The 25014-nt window shown below is 71.6% G+C and carries 25 protein-coding genes, 1 tRNA gene and 1 pseudogene; 13 read left to right on the top strand and 14 right to left on the bottom strand.

Annotated elements, in window-relative coordinates:
- Positions 1 to 140: 140 nt before the first annotated feature.
- The 6 genes from paaA to ABZ716_RS12065 all read left to right on the top strand — a co-directional run bounded on the left by paaA (position 141) and on the right by ABZ716_RS12065 (position 5034).
- Positions 141 to 1166 carry a 1,2-phenylacetyl-CoA epoxidase subunit PaaA gene (gene paaA, locus ABZ716_RS12090; RefSeq protein WP_358809682.1) on the top strand — a complete coding sequence of 342 codons (1026 nt, stop codon included), beginning with the start codon at positions 141 to 143 and terminating at the stop codon, positions 1164 to 1166.
- On the top strand, positions 1163 to 1447 hold the full coding sequence (gene paaB, locus ABZ716_RS12085) for a 1,2-phenylacetyl-CoA epoxidase subunit PaaB (protein ID WP_329196601.1): 285 nt from the start codon (positions 1163 to 1165) through the stop codon (positions 1445 to 1447). Before paaA ends, paaB begins: the two co-directional genes overlap by 4 nt.
- Positions 1444 to 2187 (top strand): 1,2-phenylacetyl-CoA epoxidase subunit PaaC, encoded by a 744-nt coding sequence (gene paaC / locus ABZ716_RS12080; protein WP_358958400.1) that lies wholly within the window; start codon positions 1444 to 1446, stop codon positions 2185 to 2187. The genes paaB and paaC overlap by 4 nt, the downstream gene beginning before the upstream one ends.
- A complete protein-coding gene (gene paaD / locus ABZ716_RS12075; protein WP_351877750.1) occupies positions 2181 to 2687 on the top strand; it encodes a 1,2-phenylacetyl-CoA epoxidase subunit PaaD in 507 nt (168 codons plus the stop codon). Before paaC ends, paaD begins: the two co-directional genes overlap by 7 nt.
- Positions 2688 to 3791 (top strand): 1,2-phenylacetyl-CoA epoxidase subunit PaaE, encoded by a 1104-nt coding sequence (gene paaE / locus ABZ716_RS12070; protein ID WP_358958398.1) that lies wholly within the window; start codon positions 2688 to 2690, stop codon positions 3789 to 3791.
- A gap of 100 nt (positions 3792 to 3891) precedes the next feature.
- The gene (locus ABZ716_RS12065) at positions 3892 to 5034 is read left to right on the top strand and encodes an acyl-CoA dehydrogenase family protein (RefSeq protein ID WP_358958395.1); all 1143 of its coding nucleotides are present in this window, start codon (positions 3892 to 3894) and stop codon (positions 5032 to 5034) included.
- 11 nt (positions 5035 to 5045) lie between these two features.
- Here the strand turns inward: ABZ716_RS12065 and ABZ716_RS12060 are convergent, their stop codons facing one another.
- From ABZ716_RS12060 to ABZ716_RS12035, 6 genes are all read right to left on the bottom strand, one after another.
- A complete protein-coding gene (locus tag ABZ716_RS12060; RefSeq protein ID WP_358809686.1) occupies positions 5046 to 5390 on the bottom strand; it encodes a rhodanese-like domain-containing protein in 345 nt (114 codons plus the stop codon).
- Positions 5391 to 5452: 62 nt separating this feature from the next.
- On the bottom strand, positions 5453 to 6283 hold the full coding sequence (locus ABZ716_RS12055; RefSeq protein WP_358958393.1) for a J domain-containing protein: 831 nt from the start codon (positions 6281 to 6283) through the stop codon (positions 5453 to 5455).
- A gap of 159 nt (positions 6284 to 6442) precedes the next feature.
- The gene (locus ABZ716_RS12050) at positions 6443 to 7897 is read right to left on the bottom strand and encodes a DUF2252 domain-containing protein (protein WP_358958390.1); all 1455 of its coding nucleotides are present in this window, start codon (positions 7895 to 7897) and stop codon (positions 6443 to 6445) included.
- A gap of 114 nt (positions 7898 to 8011) precedes the next feature.
- On the bottom strand, positions 8012 to 8671 hold the full coding sequence (locus ABZ716_RS12045) for a response regulator transcription factor (protein ID WP_358958388.1): 660 nt from the start codon (positions 8669 to 8671) through the stop codon (positions 8012 to 8014).
- An 8-nt stretch (positions 8672 to 8679) separates the two neighbouring features.
- The gene (locus ABZ716_RS12040) at positions 8680 to 10383 is read right to left on the bottom strand and encodes a sensor histidine kinase (protein ID WP_358958386.1); all 1704 of its coding nucleotides are present in this window, start codon (positions 10381 to 10383) and stop codon (positions 8680 to 8682) included.
- A gap of 212 nt (positions 10384 to 10595) precedes the next feature.
- Positions 10596 to 10678, bottom strand: a tRNA-Leu gene (locus tag ABZ716_RS12035).
- 291 nt (positions 10679 to 10969) lie between these two features.
- Here ABZ716_RS12035 and ABZ716_RS12030 point away from each other — a divergent pair.
- The 6 genes from ABZ716_RS12030 to pknB all read left to right on the top strand — a co-directional run bounded on the left by ABZ716_RS12030 (position 10970) and on the right by pknB (position 19010).
- Positions 10970 to 11785, top strand: coding sequence for a DUF3662 and FHA domain-containing protein (locus tag ABZ716_RS12030; RefSeq protein WP_351877734.1), 816 nt, complete (start codon positions 10970 to 10972; stop codon positions 11783 to 11785).
- 10 nt (positions 11786 to 11795) lie between these two features.
- Positions 11796 to 12296 carry an FHA domain-containing protein gene (locus ABZ716_RS12025; RefSeq protein WP_351877732.1) on the top strand — a complete coding sequence of 167 codons (501 nt, stop codon included), beginning with the start codon at positions 11796 to 11798 and terminating at the stop codon, positions 12294 to 12296.
- Positions 12297 to 12437: 141 nt separating this feature from the next.
- On the top strand, positions 12438 to 13901 hold the full coding sequence (locus tag ABZ716_RS12020; protein WP_351877730.1) for a PP2C family serine/threonine-protein phosphatase: 1464 nt from the start codon (positions 12438 to 12440) through the stop codon (positions 13899 to 13901).
- Positions 13902 to 13932: 31 nt separating this feature from the next.
- Positions 13933 to 15357, top strand: coding sequence for an FtsW/RodA/SpoVE family cell cycle protein (locus ABZ716_RS12015; RefSeq protein ID WP_351877729.1), 1425 nt, complete (start codon positions 13933 to 13935; stop codon positions 15355 to 15357).
- Positions 15354 to 16817 (top strand): penicillin-binding transpeptidase domain-containing protein, encoded by a 1464-nt coding sequence (locus tag ABZ716_RS12010; RefSeq protein ID WP_351877727.1) that lies wholly within the window; start codon positions 15354 to 15356, stop codon positions 16815 to 16817. The genes ABZ716_RS12015 and ABZ716_RS12010 overlap by 4 nt, the downstream gene beginning before the upstream one ends.
- 156 nt (positions 16818 to 16973) lie before the next feature.
- On the top strand, positions 16974 to 19010 hold the full coding sequence (gene pknB, locus ABZ716_RS12005; RefSeq protein WP_358809691.1) for a Stk1 family PASTA domain-containing Ser/Thr kinase: 2037 nt from the start codon (positions 16974 to 16976) through the stop codon (positions 19008 to 19010).
- A gap of 66 nt (positions 19011 to 19076) precedes the next feature.
- Here the strand turns inward: pknB and ABZ716_RS12000 are convergent, their stop codons facing one another.
- From ABZ716_RS12000 to ABZ716_RS11975, 6 genes and pseudogenes are all read right to left on the bottom strand, one after another.
- Positions 19077 to 19808 carry a class E sortase gene (locus ABZ716_RS12000; protein WP_358809692.1) on the bottom strand — a complete coding sequence of 244 codons (732 nt, stop codon included), beginning with the start codon at positions 19806 to 19808 and terminating at the stop codon, positions 19077 to 19079.
- Between the two features lie 24 nt (positions 19809 to 19832).
- A pseudogene (locus ABZ716_RS11995) lies at positions 19833 to 20513 on the bottom strand (class E sortase); the annotation flags it as partial.
- Between the two features lie 143 nt (positions 20514 to 20656).
- The gene (locus ABZ716_RS11990; protein ID WP_351877721.1) at positions 20657 to 21295 is read right to left on the bottom strand and encodes an aminodeoxychorismate/anthranilate synthase component II; all 639 of its coding nucleotides are present in this window, start codon (positions 21293 to 21295) and stop codon (positions 20657 to 20659) included.
- Positions 21292 to 21468 carry a hypothetical protein gene (locus tag ABZ716_RS11985; RefSeq protein ID WP_226731531.1) on the bottom strand — a complete coding sequence of 59 codons (177 nt, stop codon included), beginning with the start codon at positions 21466 to 21468 and terminating at the stop codon, positions 21292 to 21294. Before ABZ716_RS11985 ends, ABZ716_RS11990 begins: the two co-directional genes overlap by 4 nt.
- A 103-nt stretch (positions 21469 to 21571) precedes the next feature.
- Positions 21572 to 22288, bottom strand: coding sequence for a class E sortase (locus ABZ716_RS11980; protein ID WP_358958382.1), 717 nt, complete (start codon positions 22286 to 22288; stop codon positions 21572 to 21574).
- Positions 22257 to 23033: a DUF881 domain-containing protein gene (locus ABZ716_RS11975; protein WP_351877715.1), complete on the bottom strand. Its 777-nt coding sequence runs from the start codon at positions 23031 to 23033 to the stop codon at positions 22257 to 22259. Before ABZ716_RS11975 ends, ABZ716_RS11980 begins: the two co-directional genes overlap by 32 nt.
- Before the next feature lie 92 nt (positions 23034 to 23125).
- Between ABZ716_RS11975 and crgA the strand changes: the two genes are divergently transcribed.
- Positions 23126 to 23383 (top strand): cell division protein CrgA, encoded by a 258-nt coding sequence (gene crgA / locus ABZ716_RS11970; protein WP_358809694.1) that lies wholly within the window; start codon positions 23126 to 23128, stop codon positions 23381 to 23383.
- 117 nt (positions 23384 to 23500) lie between these two features.
- Here crgA and ABZ716_RS11965 read toward each other — a convergent pair whose 3' ends face one another.
- Together ABZ716_RS11965 and ABZ716_RS11960 are read right to left on the bottom strand one after the other, a co-directional pair.
- Positions 23501 to 24376, bottom strand: a complete 876-nt coding sequence (locus ABZ716_RS11965; RefSeq protein WP_358958380.1) for a rhomboid family intramembrane serine protease — start codon at positions 24374 to 24376, stop codon at positions 23501 to 23503.
- Positions 24377 to 24424: 48 nt separating this feature from the next.
- Complete coding sequence (locus ABZ716_RS11960; RefSeq protein WP_358958443.1) at positions 24425 to 24964, bottom strand: peptidylprolyl isomerase; 540 nt, start codon at positions 24962 to 24964, stop codon at positions 24425 to 24427.
- Positions 24965 to 25014 lie beyond the last annotated feature (50 nt).

Genomic DNA, 25014 nt, shown 5'->3' with positions numbered 1-25014 from the left:
GATCATCCGGCGTCCACAGGGTTGCCCACAGAGGTTGACACCCTACGGGCCGTCGTCTCACCATTGAAGAGAATGAACCGAACGATCGGTCGGTCGGGCGGACGGGCGGACTCGGACGCAGATTCGGACAGGGAGCCGTGATGGTCGCAGTGACTCCGGAGACGGGGAGCTCGGGCGGGGCGGAGGCAGGGGCCGGCCTCGGCGTACAGCTGAGAGCGGACTTCGACGCCGCCGTCGCGGCGGACGAGCGCGTGGAGCCGCGCGACTGGATGCCCGAGGAGTACCGCGCCTCCCTGGTCCGCCAGATGGCCCAGCACGCCCACTCCGAGATCATCGGCATGCAGCCCGAGGCCAACTGGATCACCCGCGCGCCCTCGCTGCGCCGCAAGGCCATCCTGATGGCCAAGGTGCAGGACGAGGCGGGGCACGGCCTCTACCTCTACAGCGCCGCCGAGACCCTGGGCACCAGCCGTGACGAGCTGCTCGACAAGCTCCACTCCGGCAAGCAGAAGTACTCCTCGATCTTCAACTACCCGACTCTGACCTGGGCGGACGTCGGCGCCATCGGCTGGCTCGTGGACGGCGCGGCGATCACCAACCAGGTGCCGATCTGCCGCTGCTCCTACGGCCCCTACGCCCGCGCGATGGTCCGGATCTGCAAGGAGGAGTCCTTCCACCAGCGCCAGGGGTACGAGCTGCTCCTCGCCCTCTCCCAGGGCACCGAGGCCCAGCACGCCATGGCGCAGGACGCGGTGGACCGCTGGTGGTGGCCCTCCCTGATGATGTTCGGCCCGCCGGACGACGAGTCGGTGCACAGCGCCCAGGCGATGGCCTGGCGGATCAAGCGGCACTCCAACGACGAGCTGCGCCAGCGCTTCGTGGACATCGCCGTCCCGCAGGCCGAGTCGCTGGGCCTGACCCTGCCCGACCCGGACATCAAGTGGAACGAGGAGCGCGGGCACTACGACTTCGGCGCCATCGACTGGGCGGAGTTCTGGGACGTGCTCAAGGGCAACGGCCCCTGCAACGAACAGCGCATCAGCCAGCGGCGCAAGGCTCACGAGGAAGGCGCCTGGGTCCGCGAAGCGGCCACGGCGTACGCGCGCAAGCAAGCGGACCAGCACGCGCGGCAGCACACCGGCACCGGACGAGAGGTACAGGCATGACGCAGAACTGGCCCCTGTGGGAGGTGTTCGTGCGCTCGCGCCGCGGCCTCTCGCACACGCACGCGGGCAGCCTGCACGCCCCCGACGCCGAGATGGCCCTGCGCAACGCGCGCGACCTCTACACGCGGCGCAGCGAAGGCGTCTCGATCTGGGTCGTGCCCTCCACCGAGATCACGGCCTCCTCCCCGGACGAGCGGGACCCGTTCTTCGCCCCGTCCGCCGACAAGCCCTACCGGCACCCCACCTTCTACGAGATCCCCGAGGGGGTGCGCCACCTGTGAGCGCCGACACCGCCACCGCCGCCACCCCGCCCCGGGCCACGGCAGCCGTCCTCGCCCTCGCGGACGACGCGCTGATCCTCTCCCACCGCCTCGGCGAATGGGCGGGTCACGCCCCGGTCCTGGAGGAGGAGGTCGCCCTCGCGAACATCGCGCTCGACCTGCTCGGCCAGGCCCGCGTCCTGCTCTCCATGGCGGGCGACGAGGACGAGCTGGCCTTCCTGCGCGAGGAGCGCGCCTTCCGCAACCTCCAGCTGGTCGAGCAGCCCAACGGGGACTTCGCCCAGACCATCGCCCGCCAGCTGTACTTCTCCCTCTACCAGCACGAGCTGTACGGGGAACTGGCCACCGGTGACGGCCCGTTCGCCCCGCTGGCCGCCAAGGCCGTCAAGGAGACGGCCTACCACCGCGACCACGCCGAGCAGTGGACGCTGCGGCTCGGCGACGGCACCGAGGAGAGCCGGCGGCGGATCCGCGCGGGCCTGGACGGGCTGTGGAAGTACACGGGGGAGATGTTCCGCCCGGTCGACGGCCTCGATGTGGACACGGCCGCCCTGGAAGCCCGCTGGCTGGCCGCGCTGGGCCGGGTGCTGGAGCAGGCCGGGCTGGCGTTGCCCGAGGGTCCGCGGACGGGCGCGTGGCGCGCCGGAGCGGGCCGGGAGGGCCTGCACACCGAGCCGTTCGGGCGGCTCCTCGCCGAGATGCAGCACCTGCACCGCAGCCACCCCGGAGCGTCGTGGTGACCGCCGGGGCCGGGACCACCCGCCTGGAGGCGGAGCTGGCCGAGCTGGCCGGCACCGTCCCCGACCCGGAGCTGCCCGTCCTGACCCTCGCCGAGCTGGGCGTCCTGCGCGGCGTGCGGATGCATGAGGACGGCCACGCCGAGGTGCTCCTGACCCCGACGTACACCGGTTGCCCCGCCATTGAGGCCATGGCGGCCGACATCGAGCGGGTGCTGACCGCCCACGGCATACCCGAGGTGCGCGTCACCACGGTGCTGTCCCCCGCCTGGTCCACCGACGACATCAGCGCCGAAGGCCGGCGCAAACTCGGCGAATTCGGCATCGCCCCGCCGCGCCCGCACTCCGCCGGCGGTCCGGTCCCCCTCACCCTGTCGGTGCGCTGCCCGAACTGCGGCTCCACCGACACCGAGCTGCTCAGCCGGTTCTCCTCCACCGCCTGCAAGGCGCTGCGCCGCTGCGTCGCCTGCCGCGAACCGTTCGACCACTTCAAGGAGCTGTAGATGGCCGCACCCCGCCACGGCGCGTTCCACCCCCTGACGGTGGCGGCGGTCGACCGGCTCACGGACGACTCGGTCGCGCTGACCCTGTCGGTGCCCGAGGAGCTGCGCGCCGAGTACCGGCACGCCCCCGGCCAGCACCTGACGCTCCGCCGCAGGGCCGCCGAGGGCGCCGAGGTGCGCCGGACGTACTCGATCTGCTCCCCCGCCCCGGCCGCCGACGGCCCGGGCCCGGCCGAGCTCCGGGTCGGCGTACGGCTCGTGGAGGGCGGGGAGTTCTCCACCTTCGCGCACAAGGAGATCGCCGCCGGGGACGTGCTGGACGTGATGGTCCCGGCCGGGCGGTTCGTGCTGGACCCGGCCACGGCCCCGGCCTCCCCGCACTACGCGGCGATCGTCGGCGGCAGCGGGATCACCCCGGTGCTGTCGATCGCGGCGACGGTGCTCGCGGCCCGCGCCGACGCCCGGTTCTGCCTGGTGCGCAGCGACCGGACGGCGTCCTCCACGATGTTCCTGGAGGAGGTGGCCGACCTCAAGGACCGCTACCCCGACCGCTTCCAGCTGGTCACCGTCCTGTCCCGCGAGGAGCAGGAGGCCGGGCTGCCGTCCGGGCGGCTCGACCAGTCCCGCCTCACGGCCCTGCTGCCCGCGCTGCTGCCGGTCGCGGAGGTCACCGGCTGGTACCTGTGCGGCCCGTACGGACTGGTGACGGGTGCGGAGCGGGCCCTGGCGGCGCTGGGCGTGGCCCGGAGCCGGGTGCATGAGGAGATCTTCCACGTCGAGGAGACCGCCCCTCAGGAGCCGGTACGGTCGTCGGCCCCGGCGGCGGACCAGGCGCGGGTCACCGCCCGGCTCGACGGCCGCTCGGGCACCTGGCCCGTACAGGCGGGGGAGTCCCTGCTGGACGCCGTGCTGCGCAACCGCGCCGATGCCCCGTACGCCTGCAAGGGCGGGGTCTGCGGCACCTGCCGGGCGTTCGTGGTGTCGGGCGAGGTGCGGATGGACCGCAACTTCGCGCTGGAGGAGGAGGAGACGGAGGCCGGGTTCGTGCTGGCCTGCCAGTCCCACCCGGTGACGGAGGAAGTGGAGATCGACTTCGACCGCTGAGCGGCCCCCGCGGGCTGTGATTCTTCCGCCGCCTGGCTTATCTTGACGGCCCGTCAGGTCCAGTGGGCGGTCCGGAACCGGTGCACGCGGGAGGCAGGCAGTGGACTTCACCTTCACCGAGGAACAGCAGGCGGCCGTCGAGGCGGCCAGGGCCGTGTTCGCCGACGTCGCTCCCGACGGCGTACCTAGCCCCGCGCTGACCCCGGGAGCCGTCGCCGAGGAGTTCGACCGGCCCCTGTGGGCCACGCTCGCCGGCTCCGACCTGCTGGGCCTCGTCCTCGCCGAGGAACACGGCGGGGCCGGCCTCGACACCCTCGCGCTCTGCCTGGTGCTGCGCGAGGCGGCCAGGGTGCTGGCCCGGGTCCCGCTCCTGGAGCACTGCGCCACCGCCATGGCCGTCCAGGCCCACGGCGGCCCCGAGCTGACCGCCGCCCTGCTGCCCGGCGCCGGACGCGGCACGCTCGTCCTCACCGTCGCCGCCCACGGCCGCACCGGCCACGATCCCGCCGAGCTCGCCGTCACCGCACGCCGCGAAGGGCCCGCCTGGATCCTGGACGGGATGCAGACGGCCGTCCCCTGGGCGCACAGCAGCGACTGGATCGCCGTACCCGCGCACGCCGGCGACGGCGAGGCCGTCCTCGCGCTGCTCCCCCGCACCACCGAGGGCCTCACCCTCGCCGACCAGTACTCCACCAGCGGGGAAAAGCTCGCGGAACTCACCCTGGACGGGGTCCGGGTCCCCGCCTCCCATCTGATCGACACCCCCGGCGCCTGGGAGCGGCTGCGCCAGGTCCTCGCCACCGGCACCTGCGCCCTCGCGCTCGGCCTCGGCGAGGCCGTCCTCGCCATGACCAGCGGCTACACCAGCAAGCGGGAGCAGTTCGGCTTCCCCGTGGCCACCTTCCAGGCCGTCGCCGTCCAGGCCGCCGACCGCTACATCGACCTGCGGGCCATGGAGGCCACCCTCTGGCAGGCGGCCTGGCGGCTCGACGCGGCGACCGGCGCGGCGGGCGGCCCGCTGCCGGTCGCGGGGGACGTGGCCGTCGCCAAGATGTGGGCCTCCGAGGGCGTGCGCCGGGTCGTACAGACCGCCCAGCACCTGCACGGGGGCTTCGGCGCCGACACCGACTACCCGCTGCACCGCTACCACGCCTGGGCCAAGCAGCTGGAGCTCCAGCTCGGCCCGGCCGCCGCGCACGAGGAGGCCCTGGGCGACCTGCTGGCCGCCCACCCCCTCGGCTGAGACCGCGGCCGCTAGAGGACGAAGGCCGGGTTCCCGTTGTCCGTCACCATCGGGCGCCCGGCGCCCTCCCACGCCTGCATGCCACCGGTCACGTTGACGGCCTCGATGCCCTGGCCCACGAGGTACTGGGTGACCTGGGCGCTGCGCCCGCCCACACGGCACATCACGTAGGCGGTGCGACCGTCCGCGACCGCCTCCGTCACCTCACCGAAGCGGGCGACGAAGTCGCTCATCGGGACGTGCAGCGCGCCCTCGACATGACCGGCCGCCCATTCGTCGTCCTCGCGGACGTCCAGGACGAGACCTCCGGCGGGCACCGCGGTGGCCTCCACCGAGGGGAGCGGTCCGAAGTTCATGACAGTCGCCTTCTCTCTTCACGGATCTGGCCTGCCAACCTATCCGACCGGAGGGCGGGGACTCACGGAGTGACGAGAGCCGCCAGCTCCGCCTCGCGCTCGCCGACCTCGGCCAGCAGCTGTTCGGCGATCTCCTCCAGCAGCCGGTCCGGGTCGTCGGGAGCCATCCGCAGCATCGCGCCGATCGCGCCGTCCTCCAGCTCCTTGGCCACCATCGACAGCATTTCCTTGCGCTGCGAGAGCCACTCCAGGCGGGCGTACAGCTCCTCGCTCTCGCTCGGCGCCGCGGCCTTCTGCACCGGGCCGGCGTCCCACTCCTCGGCGAGCTCGCGCAGCAGCTGCTCCTCGCCCCGCGCATAGGCGGCGTTGACCCGGGCGATGAACGCGTCACGCCGCGTCCGCTCCGCCTCGTCCTGGGCGAGGTCAGGGTGGGCCCGGCGGACCAGCTCACGGTAGAGCCGGCGGACCTCCTCCGAGGGCCGCACCCGCTGGGGCGGGCGCACCGGCCGGTCGGTGAGCATGGCGGCGGCATCGTCGGAGATCCCGTCCGAGCCCAGCCAGTCGTGGAACAGCTCGTCCACCCCGGGCATCGGCATGACCAGCGAGCGGGCCTCCCGGGCCCGCCGCAGGTCCTCCGGATCACCGCTGCGGGCGGCCTTCGCCTCCGCGATCTGGGCGTCCAGCTCGTCGAGCCGGGCGTATATCGGGCCGAGCTTCTGGTGGTGGAGCCGGGAGAAGTTCTCGACCTCCACCCGGAAGGTCTCCACGGCGATCTCGAACTCGATCAGTGCCTGCTCGGCGGCCCGCACGGCACGCTCCAGGCGCGCCTCGGGCCGCTCGTCACCGGAAGCGGTGGGCTCTTCGGGGGCTGTCTGTCCGCTCTGCTCGCTCACCCGGCCAGCCTACGGCCCGGCCGGGGGCACCCGTCTCCCCCGGCCGCCATCGCCCGGCGCACGGGAGACCGGCCCCGGTTTCACGTGAAACGACTTCTCGGGAAACAACGTGAAACGTCCACGGGCCGGTTTCACGTGAAACACCGGGCCACGCCCGCGTCAGACCCCGAATTCCGCCGCGATCCGGCCGGAGCGCACCGCCGCCACCAGGTCGGCGTGGTCGGCCTCGCTGCGGTCGGCGTAGGCCACGGCGAAGGCGGCCACCGCCTCGTCCAGCTCCTCGTTCTTGCCGCAGTACCCCGCCAGCAGCCGCGGATCGGCGCTGTGGGCGTGCGCCCGGGCCAGCAGGGCGCCGGTCATCCGGCCGTAGTCGTCGATCTGCTCGGGGGTCAGCGCCGCCGGGTCCACGCTGCCCTTGCGGTTGCGGAACTGGCGGACCTGGTACGGGCGCCCCTCGACGGTGGTCCAGCCCAGCAGGATGTCGGAGACCACCTGCATCCGCTTCTGCCCGGCCACCACCCGGCGGCCCTCGTGCTCCTCCTCCGGGGAGTGGAAGCCCAGCGCGGGCAGGTGGGGCAGCAGCACCGAGGGCCGGGCCTCCTTGACCTGGAGCACCAGCGGCTCGCCCCGGTGGTCCAGCAGCAGCACCACGTACGAGCGGGTGCCCACGCTGCCGGTGCCGACGACGCGGAAGGCCACGTCGTGGATGGCGTAGCGGGCCAGCAGCGGAAGCCGGTCCCCGGAGAGGGTCGTCAGGTAGGGGCCCAGCGAGGCGGCCACCGCGGCGGCCTCCCCGTCGCCGACCCGGCGCAGCACGGGCAGCGCGTCCACGAAGCGGCGGCTGCCGTCGGCGCACAGCTCCGTGGACTTGGCGGCGAACCGGGCGGAGGTGTTGTTGCGGGCCTTCTCCGAGACCCGCTCCAGCGTGCCCAGCAGATCGCGTGCGTCGGTGTGGGAGACGAGTTCCTCGTCGGCGATGGCGTTCCAGGCGTCGAGCGCCGGGAGCTTGGCCAGCAGCCGCATGGTGCGCCGGTAGGCGCCCACGGCGTCCCGCGCCGCCGCCCGGCAGGTGTCCTCGTCCGCGCCCGCCACACGTCCGGCCAGGACCAGCGAGGTGGCGAGCCGCTTCACGTCCCACTCCCACGGGCCGAACACGGTCTCGTCGAAGTCGTTGAGGTCGATCACGAGGCGGCCGCGGGCATCACCGTAGAGGCCGAAGTTGGCCGCGTGCGCGTCGCCGCAGATCTGCGCGCCCACCCCGGTCACCGGGCCGCCGGACAGGTCGTGCGCCATCAGTCCGGCGGCTCCGCGCAGGAAGGCGAAGGGGTTGGCGGCCATCCGGCCGACGCGTATCGGTGTCAGCTCGGCGACCCGGCCGACATTGGACTCCTCCACCGCGCGCACGGCGTCGGGCCGGTCGGCGGGCATCCGGAAGGAGGCGTGGGCGGCGCGCGGTACCCGCTGCCGCAGGGCCTTGCCGGCTTCCCTGGCGGAGCCGCTCACGGCCCGCGGCGCGAAGCCCGGCACGCGCGGGATCCGCCCGCCGGCCCGTTCCGGGGCCGCTCCGGCGGCTGCCGCCGCGTCCGTCGCGTACTGTCCCGATGCCGTCACCATCTGCGCCGCCCCCGCACTCTTCGCGCCCTGCCGACGGCTTCTTCGCCGGTCAGATCGGCCCGACGGTACCCCAAGTCCGGTACGCGGCACCGCTACAGGGGCGCCACAGCCTTGCTACAGACCCGCGTCCCGGGCCAGGAGCGCCGCCTGCACCCGGTTCTCGCAGTCCAGCTTGGCGAGGATCCGGCTCACGTACGTCTTCACCGTCGCCTCGCTCATGTGGAGCCTGCGCCCGGCGTCCGCGTTGGACAGGCCCTCGCCGAGCAGTGCCAGCACCCCGCGCTCCCGTTCGCTCAGCGCGTCCACCCGACGCCGTGCCTCCTCGCCCCGGCCCGCGGTCTGCCCGGTGGCCAGCTGGTCCACCACGTGCCGGGTCGCGGCCGGCGACAGGTAGGCGTCACCCGCGGCGGCCGCCCGGACCGCGCCGATCAGCTCGCCGGGCGCCGAGTCCTTCAGCAGGAACCCCGCGCCGCCCTGGCGCAGCGCCCGCAACACGTTCTCCCGCTCCCCGAAGGTGGTCAGGATCAGCGCCCGCGCCCCCGGCGCCGCCCGCGCCAGCTCCTCCAGGGCGGTCAGCCCGTCCATCACCGGCATCTGGATGTCCAGCAGCACCACGTCCGGGGCGTGCGAGCGGGCCAGTTCGACCGCCTCCCGCCCGTCGGCGGCCTCCGCGACGACCTCGATGTCCGGTGCCGAGGTCAGGATCATCCTGATCCCGGCCCGGATCAGCGGCTCGTCGTCAGCGATCACCACTCGGATCACCTTGGCTGTCACCCGCGCTCCTACTGCTTGACCTCGTACGTCTGCTTCTCGACGAGCTTGCCGTCACGGAAGCAGAACCGGAAAACCGTGTCGCTCGTCACCTTCGAGTCCTCCGTGGACAGCAGCGCGTAGCAGTCCGCTCCCTGCGGCCGGGGCGGTCCCTTGCGCTCCAGGCCCGAGGTCAGGACGCTGTCGCCGTCCGGCAGCCGCGTGCGGACGTCCTCCTCGGCCTCGCCCACGTGCACGGCGTCGTAGTCCCGGGTGCTGATCATCGCCTTGTCCGCGGATCCCACCAGCAGGGCCGCCCCGGCACCCAGCACGATGACCAGCAGCACGAGGGCCGCGACGGCGATCCCGCAGCCCATCGCGACGCCCCCGGCTCCGCGGCGTACGGGGGCCGCCAGCTCGCGGTCGAGCGCCGCCCAGTCCATCGGCGGGGCCGCCCTGGGCGCCCCCCGCAGCGCCAGCGCCCGGGCCTGCGTCCGCTGTCCGAAGTCGTCCGCGACGTCCTCCTCGACGAGCCCGGCCGGCTCCGTCCCGTACGGCAGTACGCCCGCCACCCGGAACCCGCCGTCCTCGGTGGTGCCGGCGTGCACCATGCCGCCGACCAGCCGGGCCCGTTCGCGCAGCCCCGTCAGCCCCTGCCCGCCGGAGACCACCGCGCCGCGGCCCCGGTCGGCGGCCGGGCCGTTGGCGATCTCGACCACCAGCGAGTCGTCCTCGTAGCGCAGTTCCACGGAGATGGCCGACCCCGGCGCGTGCTTGTAGGCGTTGGTCAGCGCCTCCTGCACGATCCGGTACGCCGCGTGGTCGCAGGCCGCGACCAGCGGCCGGGGCCGCCCCGCCGCGGCGAGCCGTACGTCCGTCCCCGCGGCCCGCGCCGCCTCCACGAGGCCGGCGATCCCGGCCACCCCCCGTGCGGCCGGCTGCGCCTCCTCCACGGGCGCCGGGGCCTCCACCCCGTCGCGCAGGATGCCGACGACCTCCCGCAGCTCGTGCATCGCCGCCACCGACGCCTGCCGCAGCACCCCCACCGCCTCGCGCTGGCGGTCGGTCAGCGAGGGGTCCACCTCCAGCGCCCCGGTGTGCACCGAGATGAGCGCCAGCTGGTGGCCCAGGCTGTCGTGCATGTCCTGGGCGATCCGCTGCCGCTCCCTCAGCCTGGCCTGCCCGGCGACCATCGTCCGCTCGCGCACCAGCCGGTCGTTGCGCTCCTGGAGGGCGCTGAGCAGGGTCCGGCGCTGATGCCAGTAACGGCTGGCCAGACCGGGCATGACGGTCGCGGCCAGGAACAGCAGGGTGGTGAAGACGACCGTCAGCAGGGGCCGCATCTGCGACCACTGGTCGACGAGCGTGAGGCCCACCGAGGCCAGGAAGGCCAGCACGAACGCCGCCAGCGCCCGGCCCACGCCGACGATCCGGCGTCCCGCGGACCAGCCCAGCACGATCGTCACGAGGAACACGGTGGGAAGGAACGCGCTCGCGGCGGCGCCCAGCACCAGCGTGACCGCCGGCAGCCGCCTGCGCAGCAGCACCAGCGCCACCACGGCCACGGCCCCCGAGGCCATCTTCAGGCCGGAGCTGCGGCTGAGTTCGTCGACGCCGAGCCCCAGCAGGGCCAGCACCCCGGCGACCGTCAGGTCCCCCGCCAGCATCCGCCGGGACCAGGGCTCCGGCCCCTTCAGCCAGTCCCGGCACGCACGCATCCCCGCCTCGGCATCCACGCGACCGACCCTAGACAGCCGCACACTCCGGCGCCCGCCCTCTTTCGTCGCGCCCGGCACGACGAAAGTCGCCGGCCGAACGACCCACCGCCGACGCCTCCTTGCCCCGGACACACGCAGAAGGCCCCGGGCACGCAGGAAGTCCGGACATGCAGGAAGCCCGAACATGCAGGAAGCCCCGATCCGGAGTCCGGATCGGGGCTTCCCCGATGTGGGCGAGGGGGGATTTGAACCCCCACGTCCCGAAGGACACTGGCACCTGAAGCCAGCGCGTCTGCCGTTCCGCCACTCGCCCGAGCAGCTCCCCAGTGGATCTTGCCTTTCGGCCCGTTCCCCTGGCGACGTCGAAACAGTAGCACGTCAGACGGGGTGGATTGAAATCGCTTTCCCCCACCCCCGCCGGACCTCCCGACGGCCTCTCCCGCCGCCCCCTCCGGGTGCGGGACACTGTCCCTGGAGCGCCCCTACGATCCCTTGTGAGGACCAACACTCCTGCGGGCAGGAGCGAAGGGGAACCACCCGAATCCGCCACGCGTGGATACGATCAGTAAGCAGTACAGGGCGACAGCGACGGAGGAGGTGCCCGATGGGAGTCCTGAAGCGGTTCGAGCAGCGACTCGAAGGTCTGGTGAACGGCACCTTCGCCAAGGTGTTCAAGTCCGAGGTCCAGCCGGTGGAGATCGCCGGCGCCCTCCAGCGGGAGTGCGACAACAACGCCACCATCTGGAACCGCGAGCGCACCGTCGTCCCCAACGACTTCATCGTGGAGCTGAGCACGGGCGACTACGAGCGCCTGAGCCCCTACTCCGGGCAGCTCGGCGACGAGCTCGCGGGCCTCGTCCGCGACTACGCCAAGCAGCAGCGCTACAGCTTCATGGGACCCATCAAGGTCCACCTGGAGAAGGCGGAGGACCTGGACACGGGCCTCTACCGGGTCCGCAGCCGCACCCTAGCCTCCAGCACCTCCCAGGACCCGGGCCAGGCACCCCAGGCCCTCCAGAGCCCGCAGGGCGGTTACGGCTACCCGCCGGTCGCCGCCCCTCCCATGCCCGCGGGTCCGCCCCCGGGCGCACCCGGCGGCCGCCCCGGCGGCGGCCCTCCGTCTCCCGGCGCACCGGGCACCACGCGCCGCTGGATCGAGGTCAACGGCACCCGCCACCAGATCTCGCGCCCCACGCTCGTACTCGGCCGCAGCACCGAGGCCGATGTGCGGATCGACGACCCCGGCGTCTCCCGCCGGCACTGTGAGATCCGGACCGGAACACCCCCGACGATCCAGGATCTCGGGTCCACCAACGGCATCGTGGTGGACGGGCAGCACACCACCCGCGCTACGCTCCGCGACGGCTCGCGGATCGTCGTGGGCAGCACCACCATCATTTACCGGCAAGCCGAAGGGTGAAGCGGGGGCAATGTCAGAGCTGACCCTGACGGTCATGCGGTTGGGTTTCCTGGCCGTTCTGTGGCTGTTCGTCATCGTGGCCGTTCAGGTCATCCGCAGCGACCTCTTCGGTACGCGCGTCACGCAGCGCGGCTCGCGCCGCGGCGGCGCCGCCGCGGCGCCGCAGCAGCAGACGGGGCGCCAGGCCGCCCCTCCGCAGCAGCGGCAGCGCCGGGGCGCGCCGACCAAGCTGGTCGTCTCCGAGGGGACCCTCACGGGCACGACCGTGACCCTCGCCGGACAGACGATCACGCTGGGCCGGGCCCACGACTCCACGATCGTGCTGGACGACGACTACGCCTCCAGCCGCCATGCCAGGATCTACCCCGACCGTGACGGCCAGTGGATCGTCGAGGATCTCGGGTCCACCAACGGCACGTATCTCGACCGGACCCGTCTCACCACCCCGACGCCCATTCCGCCGGGCGCCCCGATCCGCATCGGCAAGACCGTCATCGAGCTGCGGAAGTAGTACGAGAATGAGCGAGCGGAGCGAGCGAGCCGCAGCGGTCCGTCCCACCGGGGACACGGGCCCGAGCGCGCTCCCGACCGGAGGGTGGGCAGTGTGGCTCGAGACCGGTTGTACCCCGAGGCGTCGACAGGGCAGGTGCGCATGAGTCTGACCCTGCGTTTCGCCGCCGGATCGCACAAGGGCATGATCCGCGAGGGCAACGAGGACTCCGGCTACGCCGGTCCCCGGCTCCTCGCCGTCGCCGACGGCATGGGCGGCCAGGCAGCCGGCGAGGTCGCCAGCTCCGAGGTCATCTCCTCGCTCGTCCAGCTCGACGACGACATCCCGGGCTCCGACATCCTCACCGCCCTCGGCATCGCCGTGCAGCGCGCCAACGACCAGCTGCGCGTGATGGTCGAGGAGGACGCCCAGCTGGAGGGCATGGGCACCACGCTCACCGCCCTGCTGTGGACGGGCCAGCGGCTCGGCCTCGTCCATGTCGGCGACTCCCGCGCCTACCTGCTGCGCGACGGCGTCCTCACCCAGATCACCCAGGACCACACCTGGGTCCAGCGGCTCGTCGACGAGGGCCGGATCACCGAGGAAGAGGCCACCACCCACCCGCAGCGCTCCCTGCTGATGCGCGCCCTCGGCAGCGGCGACGTCGTGGAGCCCGACCTCTCCATCCGCGAGGTCCGGGCCGGCGACCGCTACCTGATCTGCTCCGACGGGCTCTCCGGCGTGGTCTCCCACCAGACCCTGGAGGAAACCCTCGCCGACTACCACGGCCCGCACGAGACGGTGCAGTCCCTGATCCAGCTCGCCCTGCGCGGCGGCGGACCGGACAACATCACCTGCATCGTCGCGGACGTCCTCGACACCGACAGCGGCGACACCATGGCCGCCCAGGTGAGCGACACCCCGGTGGTCGTCGGCGCGGTCGCCGAGAACCCGCACCAGCTCTTCGACGGCAACGCCATGCAGACCCCGGCGGGCCGGGCCTCGGGCCTGGGCCGCCAGACCCCGCCGCCCCCGGGCGCCTTCGGCCCCCCGGGCAGCGGTGACGCCGCCGGCTACGGATACCCCGACCAGAGCCAGGGCGGCGGCGCCCCGTACGGATCCTTCGGCGAACCCGAGGCGTACGACGCCGACGGCCAGTACGACGACACGTACGACCACCCGCGCCGGCGCCGCAGCAAAGGGCGCAAGTGGACCACCCGCACGCTGATCCTGCTCCTCGTCGCCGGTGTCGTCGGCGGGGGCCTGTACGCGGCGCACCGCTGGACGCAGACCCAGTTCTACGTGGGAGTCAAGGGTGACCACGTCGCCCTGTACCGGGGCATCAGCCAGAACCTGCCCTTGATCCACCTCTCCCAGGTGGAGACGGATCATCCCGAGATCGAACTGAAGTACCTGCCGTCCTTCAAGCGGAAGCAGGTCGAGGCCACCATCAGCGAAGAGAGCCTGGACAAGGCGCGCAAGAAGATCGACGAGCTCGGCACCCAGGTCTCCGCCTGCAAGCAGGAAGAGGCCCGCCGCGCCGCCGAAGCGCAGGGCAGCCAGACGCCCGGGCCCAGCCTGACTCCCGCGGAGCAGGCTGTCGTCGGCCAGTGCGAGAAGCAGTAGACATACGCGGGCACAGGGGGCCCGCCACACCATGAGCGTAGTCACCAACACGACCACCATCGGCGCCATCGAGGCGCCGAGCCGGCGGAACACCGAGCTCCTGCTGCTCGCCTTCGCCGTGGTCATCCCGATCTTCGCCTACGCCAACGTGGGCCTGTCGATCCACGGCAAGCTGCCCCCGGGCATGCTCGCCTACGGGCTCGGCTTCGCCGTCCTCTCCGGGATCGCGCACCTCGTCGTACGCCGCTACGCAAAGTACGCGGACCCGCTGCTGCTGCCGATCGCGACCCTGCTCAACGGCCTCGGCGTCGTGCTGATCTGGCGGCTCGACCAGTCCGAGCGCCTGCGGAACCTCGCCAAGCGCAGCTTCGGCGGCTTCACCGAGTCCGCACCGCGCCAGATGATGTACACGGGGCTGGCCATCGCCCTGTTCGCCGTCGTCCTGCTGGTCCTCAAGGACCACCGCGTGCTCCAGCGGTTCACGTACATCTCGATGGCCGGCGCCCTCGTCCTGCTGATCCTGCCCGTGGTCCCCGGCCTGGGCGCGGACGTCTTCGGCGCGAAGATCTGGATCAGCGTCGGCGGCTTCTCCATCCAGCCCGGTGAGTTCGCCAAGATCGTCATCGCGATCTTCTTCGCCGGCTACCTGATGGTGAAGCGCGACGCCCTGGCCCTGGCCAGCCGCCGCTTCATGGGCCTCTACCTGCCGCGCGGCCGCGACCTCGGCCCCATCCTGATGATCTGGGCGATGAGCCTGCTCGTCCTGGTCTTCGAGAACGACCTGGGCACCTCGCTGCTGTTCTTCGGCATGTTCGTGATCATGCTGTACGTGGCCACCGAGCGGACCAGCTGGATCGTCATCGGCCTGCTGATGTCGGTCGGCGGCGCCACCGTCGTCGGCATGACCGCCAGCCACGTCAAGGTCCGCGTCACCGCCTGGCTCGACCCCTTCGCCTGCTACAGCACCTCCGGCGCGTGTGAGCAGGTCGGCCAGTCGATCATGAGCTTCGGTTCCGGCGGGGTCCTCGGCACCGGCTGGGGCCAGGGCAACTCGGACCTCATCGGCTTCGCCGCCAACTCCGACTTCATCTTCTCGACCGTCGGCGAGGAACTCGGCCTGACCGGCGTCATGGCCTTCCTCCTGCTCTACGGCCTGATCATCGAGCGGGGTGTGCGCACCGCCCTCGCCGCCCGCGACCCCTTCGGCAAGCTCTTCGCCATCGGCCTGTCCGGCGCCTTCGCCCTCCAGATCTTCGTCGTCGCCGGCGGGGTCATGGGCCTCATCCCCCTCACCGGCATGACCATGCCCTTCCTCGCCTCCGGCGGTTCCTCCGTCCTCGCGAACTGGGTGCTCATCGCCATCCTCATCCGGATCAGCGACACCGCACGCCGCCCCGCACCGGCCCCCGCCCCGTCCCCCGACTCCGAGATGACCCAGGTGGTCCGCCCGTCATGAACAAGCCCCTGCGCCGCATCTCGCTGTTCTGCGGGCTCCTCGTCCTCGCCCTGTTGATCCGGACCAACTGGCTGCAGTACGTGCAGGCCGAGGACCTCAGCACCCGCAAGGAGAACCGCCGGGTCCAGATCGCCCAGTACGCCACCGAACGCGGCAACATCATCGTCGGCGGCCAGCCGGTCACCGGCTCCGCGGTCACCGACGGCAGCGACTTCAAGTTCAAGCGGACCTACATCGACGGCCCGCTGTGGGCGCCGGTCACCGGCTACGCCTCGCAGGCGTTCGGCTCCACCCAGCTGGAGAAGATCGACGACGGCATCCTCACCGGCAACGACGACCGGCTGTTCTTCGACCGGACGATCGGCATGTTCACCGGTGAGAAGAAGCAGGGCGGCAACGTCATCACCACCCTGAACGCCGATGCCCAGAAGGCCGCCTTCCAGCAGCTGGGCAACAAGAAGGGCGCGGTCGCCGCGATCGACCCGCGCACCGGCGCCATCCTGGCCCTGGCCAGCACCCCCTCGTACGACCCCTCGTCCTTCGCGGGCAACTCCAAGAACGACGAGAAGGCGTGGCGCGAGCTGAACGACAGCGCCGACAAGAACCTGGTCAACCGCGCCCTGCGCGAGACCTACCCGCCGGGCTCCACCTTCAAGGTGGTCACCGCCGCCGCCGCGCTGGAGCACGGGGTGATCAGCGACATCAACACCCCGACCGACACCCCCGAGCCGTACATCCTGCCCGGCACGAAGACCCCGATGGTCAACCACGCCACCGGCTGCGAGAAGGCGACCCTGAACTACGCGCTCCAGGTCTCCTGCAACTCGGTCTTCGCGAACGTCGGTGACAAGGTCGGCCGTGACGGCATGGTCGAGACCGCCCAGAAGTTCGGCTTCAACAGCACCATCGACACCCCGGTCCGCGCCTTCGCCAGCGTCTACGACAAGACGATGGGCAAGGACGGCAACGCGCTCAGCTCGATCGGCCAGTTCAACACGGCGGCCACCCCGCTCCAGATGGCCATGGTCACCGCGGCCATCGCCAACGACGGCAAGCTGATGAAGCCGTACATGGTCGAGCAGCTCACCGCGCCCAACCTCGACACCATCGAGAAGCACGAGCCGCAGGAGATGAGCCGGCCCCTCAGCGCGGCGAACGCGCAGAAGGTCCAGCAGATGATGGTGAACGTCGTCGAGAACGGCACGGGTACCCCGGCCAAGATCAAGAACGTGAAGGTCGGCGGCAAGACCGGTACCGCCCAGCACGGCGAGAAGAACGCCAAGCGCCCCTACGCCTGGTTCATCTCCTACGCGGAGCTGCCGGACGGAACCAGCCCGGTGGCCGTGGCCGTCGTCATCGAGGACAGCAACGTCCAGGACCGCGACGACATCACCGGCGGCGGTCTGGCCGCGCCCGTCGCGAAGGCCGTCATGGAAGCCGTCCTGAAGAACAAGGGATGAGACCCGCAGACAGGATCCGAGCGCTCGGTACCGGTCCGATATCAGCCTGTGGTCACGAACCGATCACTGACGATCGGCCGGTAGCCTTGCCGCGAACAGCACACCGCCGGACCACACACGGGTGCGGTCGGGACTGACGGAGAGGGCTGGAACGTTATGGAAGAGCCGCGTCGCCTCGGCGGCCGGTACGAGCTGAGCCACGTGCTCGGCCGCGGTGGCATGGCCGAGGTCTACCTCGGACACGACACCCGGCTCGGCCGTACCGTAGCCGTCAAGACCCTGCGTGCCGACCTCGCCCGTGACCCGTCCTTCCAGGCCCGGTTCCGCCGAGAGGCCCAGTCGGCCGCCTCGCTCAACCACCCGGCCATCGTCGCGGTCTACGACACCGGCGAGGACTACGTCGACAACATCTCCATCCCGTACATCGTGATGGAGTACGTCGACGGCTCCACCCTGCGCGAGCTGCTGCACTCCGGCCGCAAGCTGCTGCCCGAGCGGACCCTGGAGATGTGCATCGGCATCCTCCAGGCGCTGGAGTACTCCCACCGCGCGGGCATCGTCCACCGTGACATCAAGCCGGCCAACGTCATGCTCACCCGGACCGGCCAGGTCAAGGTCATGGACTTCGGCATCGCCCGCGCCATGGGCGACTCCGGGATGACCATGACGCAGACGGCCGCCGTGATCGGCACCGCCCAGTACCTCTCCCCGGAGCAGGCCAAGGGCGAGCAGGTCGACGCGCGTTCCGACCTGTACTCGGCGGGCTGCCTGCTCTACGAGCTGCTGTGCGTGCGGCCCCCCTTCGTCGGCGACTCCCCCGTGGCGGTCGCCTACCAGCACGTGCGGGAAGAGCCGCAGCCGCCGTCGAACTTCGACCCCGAGATCACGCCGGTGATGGACGCCATCGTCCTCAAGGCCCTGGTCAAGGACCCCGACTACCGCTACCAGTCCGCCGACGAGATGCGGGCCGACATCGAGGCGTGCCTGGAGGGCCAGCCCGTCGCCGCGACCGCCACCATGGGCGGCGCCGGCTACGGCTACCCCGACCAGGGCGGCTACGGGCACCAGGGCTACGACCAGCCCACCACCGCCCTGCGCTCCCCGGACGCGAACCAGACCTCGATGATGCCGCCGATGCCCCCCGGGGGCGACGGCGGCTACGGGTACCCGGACCAGGGCGGCTACGACCAGGGTCACGGCCGCCGCCCGCAGAAGAAGAGCCGGGCCTCGACGATCCTGCTGGCCGTGGCCGGGGTGCTCGTCCTGGTCGGCGCGATCCTGATCGGCAAGTCCCTCTCCAGCAGCGCCGACAACCGCCCCGCCGTGCCCAAGCTCGTCGGCCAGAGCTTCGACGCGGCGCAGAGCAGCGGCAAGAACATGGGGCTGACCGTGGTGAAGGAGGCCGAGGAGCCCTGCGCGGACCAGCCCAAGGGCAACGTCTGCTCGCAGGACCCGGCGGCCGACACCAAGGTCGACAAGGGCTCGACGGTCAAGGTCAAGGTCTCCTCGGGCGCCCCCAAGATGGCGGTCCCCGATGTGCTGCGGCTGAAGTTCGAGGACGCCGAGTCGACGCTGAAGGACAAGAAGTTCCAGGTCGAGAAGAAGCTCGTCGAGAACGACAACGCCACCCCCGGCACCGTGACGGACCAGAACCCCAAGTCCGGCTCCCAGGCCGAGCAGGGCTCGGTGATCACCCTCACCGTGGCCAAGGAGGTCGCCAAGGGCCTCGTCCCCAATCTCAGCGGGATGACCAAGGAACAGGCGAGCAAGGCGCTCCAGGACGCCAAGCTCAAGCTGGGCAGCACCACCGAGGTCGACCAGCCCGGGGCCGCGCCCAAGACGATCGTGGCCCAGCAGTACGAGCCCGGTCAGCAGCTCCCCAAGGACACCACCGTCAACGTCAGCATCGCCAAGGGGAACGCGCAGCCGGCCGGCGTGCCGGTGGTGGCGGGGCAGACCGTGGCCCAGGCCAAGAACACCCTCAAGGTGGCCGGCCTGAACTTCGGGTCGGTCCTCGGCGGTCCGACCGACGACAACGCCATCGTGGTGGTCTCCGACCCGCCGGCGGGGACCCCGGTCCCGGCGGGCACGGTCGTCAACGTCCGCACCATGGCGAACCCGAACCCGCCGCAGGACGGCGGCCAGCAGGGCGGCGGAGGCTTCTTCGGCGGTCTGACCGGCGGTCGCCGGTAACCCGAACGACGGTTTCACGTGAAACAGGCCCGGCCCCCGCGTGGGCCGGGCCTGTTTCACGTGGAACTAGCGCAGCTCGGCCGGCGGGGTACGGTTCGCGTCCACCTTCTCCGTGCGCACCAGCTCGCCCCAGACGATGTACCGGTACTTCGAGGTGTACACCGGGGTGCAGGTCGTCAGCGTGATGTAGCGGCCCGGGGCCGTCTTGCCCGACTCCTTCGGAACCGGGTTGATCACGTCCGTGTTGTACTTCGAGGTCTGGGCGAGCTCGGCGAAGACCTTGTACACGTACCAGGTGTCCTTGGTCTCGAAGACGACCGCGTCGCCCTTCTTCACCTTGTCGATGTTGTGGAACTTCGCCCCGTGCCCGTCGCGGTGCGCGGCCAGCGTGACATTGCCCTTGTCGTCCCAGGGCAGCGCCGACTTCACCGGGTCCGTGTAGTAGCCGGCCACGCCGTCGTTGAGGACCTCCGGGGAGGTGCCGCGCTTGACCAGCACCTCGCCGTTGTCCATCGAGGGCACGTGCAGGAAGCCGATCCCGTCCCCGGTGTCGAGCGCCCCCGGCTGTCCGCCACTGCCCGCGGCGGCGGGCGTCTGCTGCCACTGCCGGCGGATCTGGTCGCCGCGGGCCGATGCCTGGCGGTCGGCGAGGACGTTGGTCCACCACAGCGAGTACGCCACGAACAGGCCGAGAACCAGCCCCACCGTGATCAGGAGCTCTCCGAGCAGGCTCAGGGCCCCGGCGATCACACTGCGGTCGGCGGTCGGCGGTGCGGAGCGACGGCGGGCACGAGACACTGCGGATTCGTCCTTACAGGCTGTTCAGCGGCTGTTCAGCGCGGGCGGAGCACCCTGGCTGCGCGGGCGTTCGTCGACCATCCTGCCCCATACGATCATCCGGTAGGTGCTCGTGAACTCAGGGGTGCAGGTCGTCAGGGTGATGTAGCGGCCGGGCCCGGTGAACCCGGAACCCTCCGGCACCGGCTTGATCACGGAGACGTTCGCCGGGGAGGTCTGCGGCAGGACCGAGGTCATCCGGTACGTGTAGTACGTGTCGCGGGTCTCGACCACGATGGGGTCCCCGGGCACCAGCTGGTTGATGTACCGGAACGGCTCGCCGTGGGTGTTGCGGTGGCCGGCGAGCGCGAAGTTGCCCTCCTTGTCGGAGGGCATGGCCGTCTTCAGCGCGCCCTCGCCGTAGTGGCCGACCATCCCCTTGTCGAGCACCTTGGGCTTGCTGACGCCCTCGGCCACGGGCACCTTCAGGTCCAGCTTGGGAATGTGGAGGATGGCGAAGCCCTGCCCCGGCTCGAAGGCGGCCACGGGCGGCGCGGCGGCCGCCGGGGGGTGCTCCCAGGTCTGGCGCAGCGAGCCCGCGGCCCCGTTCGCCGCCCGTTCGGCCAGCAGGTTCGTGTACCAGAGCTGGTAGGCGACGAAGAGCAGCATCACCACACCGGCGGTGATGAACAGCTCGCCGACGGCCCGGCTGAGCACCACCACCGGCCCGCCGGAGCGCGGGCCGCGGGCGCGACGTCTGCCACGGCCGCCCCGCTTGCGGGCCCGCGCGTGCGAGCGCTTGGCGGCCTCCCGCGCTGCCTTGCGCCGCGCGGCCCGGCCCTCATGGGGCGCGGACGGCGCGACCGTCGTCACGCGACGGCCTTGCCCACCACCGGGGCCAGGCCCTCCGACCGGGCGAGGGCGCCGGCGTCACCGCAGCGCACGAGCCAGTTGGCGAGCATCCGGTGGCCCCATTCGGTCAGCACCGACTCGGGGTGGAACTGGACGCCTTCCACCTCGTGCTCCCGGTGACGCAGGCCCATGATGATCCCGTCCTCGGTGCGGGCGGTGACCTCCAGCACGTCCGGCAGGGTCTGGGGCTCGGCGGCCAGGGAGTGGTAGCGGGTCGCGGTGAAGGGGGAGGGCAGTCCGGCGAAGACTCCGAGCCCCTCGTGGAGCACGGGGGAGGTCTTGCCGTGCAGCAGCTCGGGGGCGCGGTCCACGACCCCGCCGTAGGCGACGGCCATGGACTGCATGCCGAGGCAGACGCCGAAGACCGGTACGCCGGTGGCGGCGCAGTGCCGGACCATGTCCACGCAGACGCCGGCCTCCTCGGGCGTGCCCGGGCCGGGGGAGAGGAGGACGCCGTCGAAGCCGTCCTGGGCGTGGGCGAGCTCGACCTGGTCGTTGCGCAGCACCTCGCATTCGGCGCCGAGCTGGTAGAGGTACTGGACCAGATTGAAGACAAAGCTGTCGTAGTTGTCGACAACCAGAATGCGCGCGCTCACCGAGTGGCTCCCGATCCCTCGTCCACCGTCACATCGTTGAAGGGAAGGAGCGGCTCGGCCCACGGGAACACGTACTGGAAGAGTACGAACACCACCGCGAGGACCAGTACGAGAGAGATCAGCGCCCGCACCCACGCGTTGCCCGGCAGATGCCGCCAGATCCAGCCGTACATTCCGTCTGTTTCCTTCGTCGTCCACGATTCACTCACGCACCGCGGGGGCGGTACCGCACCAGACTACGGGCCGGGGCCCCCGCGGCGGGGCTCACCCGGGCAATCACCGGGGATCGGCGGGCCGGGTGCCGGTGAGCTCCGCCCAGACGACCAGGCGGTGGCTGTGGCCCCACTCGGGGTCGCAGGTGGTGAGGGTGAGGTAGCGCCCGGGGGTGGCGAAGGGGGAGCGGCGCGGGACGGGCTCGACCACCCCGGTCTCGGTGGGCAGGACGCGCAGGGGCTCGGCGCGGACGGTGTAGGTGTAGAGGTTCCCGGCGTCGCGGATGATCACGGTGTCTCCGGGGCGCAGCGCGTCGAGGTCCTTAAAGGGGTCGCCGTAGGTGCGCCGGTGGCCGGCGACGGCGAAGTTGCCGTCGCCGCCGGGGCGGGCGGTGCCGGGGTAGTGGCCGAGGCCCTTCTTGAGCAGCTCGGTGTCCGTTCCCTCCAGGACGGGCTTGCTCCAGTCCGCGCCGAAGCGGGGGACGGACATCTCCGCGAAGGCCCGCCCTGCGGGGTAGGGCTGCGGGGCGCTGACCGGCGCCGGGGCCGGTGAGGACGCCGGCGGGGGAGCCGGTGCGGCGGGGGAGCCCGCGGCCCAGCGATCGCGCAGCCGGGCCCGCTCGGCGTCCATGGCCTGGTCGGCCTTGACCCCGGTCCACAGCAGGACGTACGCGGTGAACAGCACGACCAGGGTCCCGGCCGTCAGGCACAGCTCGCTCAACGCCCGCACCAGCAGGCGCAGTACGGCGTCAGGGCGAGGCGGACTCCAGCGGCTTCGCATAGTGGAGGTCCACTGTGCCGGAGTAGCCGGGAAGTGTCAGCCTCTTGTCCTCCTCCACTTTCCAGCCGAGCCCGTAGGCGTTGACGTACAGCTGGTAGTTCTGGATGGCGGGGGAGTTGTTCAGGGCCTTGCGCAGGGCGCCGGGGTCGCCGACCGCCGTCACCTTGTACGGGGGCGAGTAGACCCGGCCCTGGAGGATCAGGGTGTTGCCGACGCAGCGCACGGCGCTGGTGGCGATCAGCCGCTGGCCCATGACCTCGATGCCCTCGGCGCCGCCCAGCCACAGCGCGTTCACCACGGCCTGGAGGTCCTGCTGGTGGATCACGAGGTCGTTGGGCTGCGGTTCGGGGACGCCCGGGACGCGGGCGGTGGCGTTCGGCGGGGCGTCGTTGAGGGTGACGCTGAGGCCCTTGCCGGCCAGCTCCTCGGTGCCGGAGGCCCGCCGCAGGGCGGCCAGCCTGGCGTCCTCGGCCTTGGTGCTGCCGTTGTCGCGGTCGGCGAGGGCGTCCACCTGGGAGCGGACGGCGGCGGCGCTCTTCTCCAGCTCGGCGTTCTTGGCGCTGCGCTCGTGGATCAGGTCGGAGAGTTTGAGGAGGGAGGCGTCCGTGCGGAGGTTCGTACCCTTGGACGTGTTGAAGCTGGTGACGAAGATGAGGCCCGCGAGGGCGAACACGGCGGCGGTCAGCAGCCGCACCGCTCGGACCCGCCGGCGGGGACCCGCGGAGGAGTCGTCGGAATTGGTCAACGTACCCTTCTCCTTCAACGCCACAGGTCCACTACGCTAACGGACGCCCGGGGCAGGCAAGGTCCCCCAGCGCATCGACAGGAGAGCCCCTCGTGCCGAAGTCACGTATCCGCAAGAAGGACGACTACACGCCGCCGCCGGCGAAGCAGCAGCCGCAGCAGATCAAGCTGGGCAGCCGCGGCTGGGTCGCGCCGGTCATGCTGGCCTTCTTCCTGATCGGCCTCGCGTGGATCGTCGTCTTCTATGTGACCGACACCCAGCTGCCGATCGAGGCGCTGGGCAACTGGAACATCGTGGTCGGCTTCGGATTCATCGCAGCCGGCTTCGGCGTCTCCACCCAGTGGAAGTAGTACACGGATAGCCCAGCCGCGCAACCTCTCCCCATGAGTTATCCACAGCGTCATCCACACCTGAGGAAAAGACAGAAGATCTGTGGATAACTCTGTGGAGAGTTGACGCCGGTGTGATCAGGTGAGTGCGGCGGTCCGCACCAGCACCAGCGCCACCGTCAGCAGCAGCACCGCCGCGCAGGTGGCGCCCTGGACGAGGGTGCGCTTCCTGCCCGTGGCCGGGGCGAGCATCCCCAGGGCGACGAGCGCGCCCGTCACCAGGCCGCCGATGTGCGCCTGCCAGGACACCGACCAGCCGCCGCCCAGCGGCACGAAGGTCACCAGCAGCATCAGCCCGAGGGTGACCAGCACCGGCCGCATCTCGTACCGCAGCCGGCGGGCCAGGACGACGGTGGCGCCGAGCAGCCCGCAGATCGCGCCGGACGCGCCGAGCGTGGGGGTGTTCGGCGCGGTCAGCAGGTAGACGAGGGCGCTTCCGCCCAGTCCCGACAGCAGGTAGAGGACCAGGTAGCGGACACGGCCCAGGGCCGCCTCCAGCGGGCCGCCGATCACCCACAGGGCGACCATGTTGCCGAAGATGTGCCACCACTCGACATGCAGGAACACCGAGGTCAGCAGCCGGTGGTACTGCCCGGTGGAGATCCCTTCGACGGGCGCCCCGTAGTACTCCACGTACCGGCCGAGCAGCTCCAGCTGCACGGCCAGCCCCGGGACGGCGTACGCGACGAGGAACACGGCCGCGTTGATCCCGATCAGGATCTTGGTGACCAGCTGGGGATCGCCGGCGACCAGCCCGCCCGCGACCGTACGCGGGGCGTTGGCGGCCGGGGCGTGCCCGGTGCCGGAGCCGCCGCGCACGCACGCGGGGCACTGGTAGCCGACCGAGGCGCTGATCATGCACTCCGGGCAGATGGGCCGCTCGCAGCGGGCGCAGCGGATTCCGGTGTCGCGCTCCGGGTGGCGGTAGCAGCCCGGCAGAGGCTCGGTGTCCATCAGTCCCCCACGGTCCCCTCGGTCCGTCGATCCCCCTCGGTCCCTCCGTCAGCGGCGGATCTCGCGCCGCTCGACGGTGACGGACTGGATGATCACGTCGTCCAGCGGCCGCTCGGTGCGCGGGTTGGTGGGACCGGACGCGATGGCGTCGACCACCTTCTGGCTGGCGGCGTCGGTGACCTCGCCGAAGATGGTGTGCTTGCGGGTCAGCCAGGCGGTCGGCGCCACGGTGATGAAGAACTGCGAGCCGTTGGTGCCCGGGCCGGCGTTGGCCATGGCGAGCAGGTAGGGCTTGGTGAAGGCCAGGTCGGGGTGGAACTCGTCGGCGAACTGGTAGCCGGGGCCGCCGGTGCCGTTGCCGAGCGGGTCCCCGCCCTGGATCATGAAGCCGCTGATGACGCGGTGGAAGACGGTGCCGTCGTAGAGCGGAGCCGTGGTCTTCTGGCCGTCCGTGGGGCGGGTCCACTCGCGGGCGCCCGTGGCGAGCTCCACGAAGTTCCGGACGGTCTTGGGCGCGAAGTTCTCCAGCAGCTCGATCTCGATGTCGCCGTGGTTCGTCTTCAGGGTGGCGTAGAGCTTCTCGGCCACGGATCTGCCTTCCATAGTCATCGCTGTCGCTTCCGATCCTCCCACGGAGG

Source organism: Streptomyces sp. NPDC006687 (genome assembly GCF_040636215.1).
GTDB lineage: Bacteria > Actinomycetota > Actinomycetes > Streptomycetales > Streptomycetaceae > Streptomyces.
This window is presented reverse-complemented; position numbering and strand designations above follow the sequence as displayed.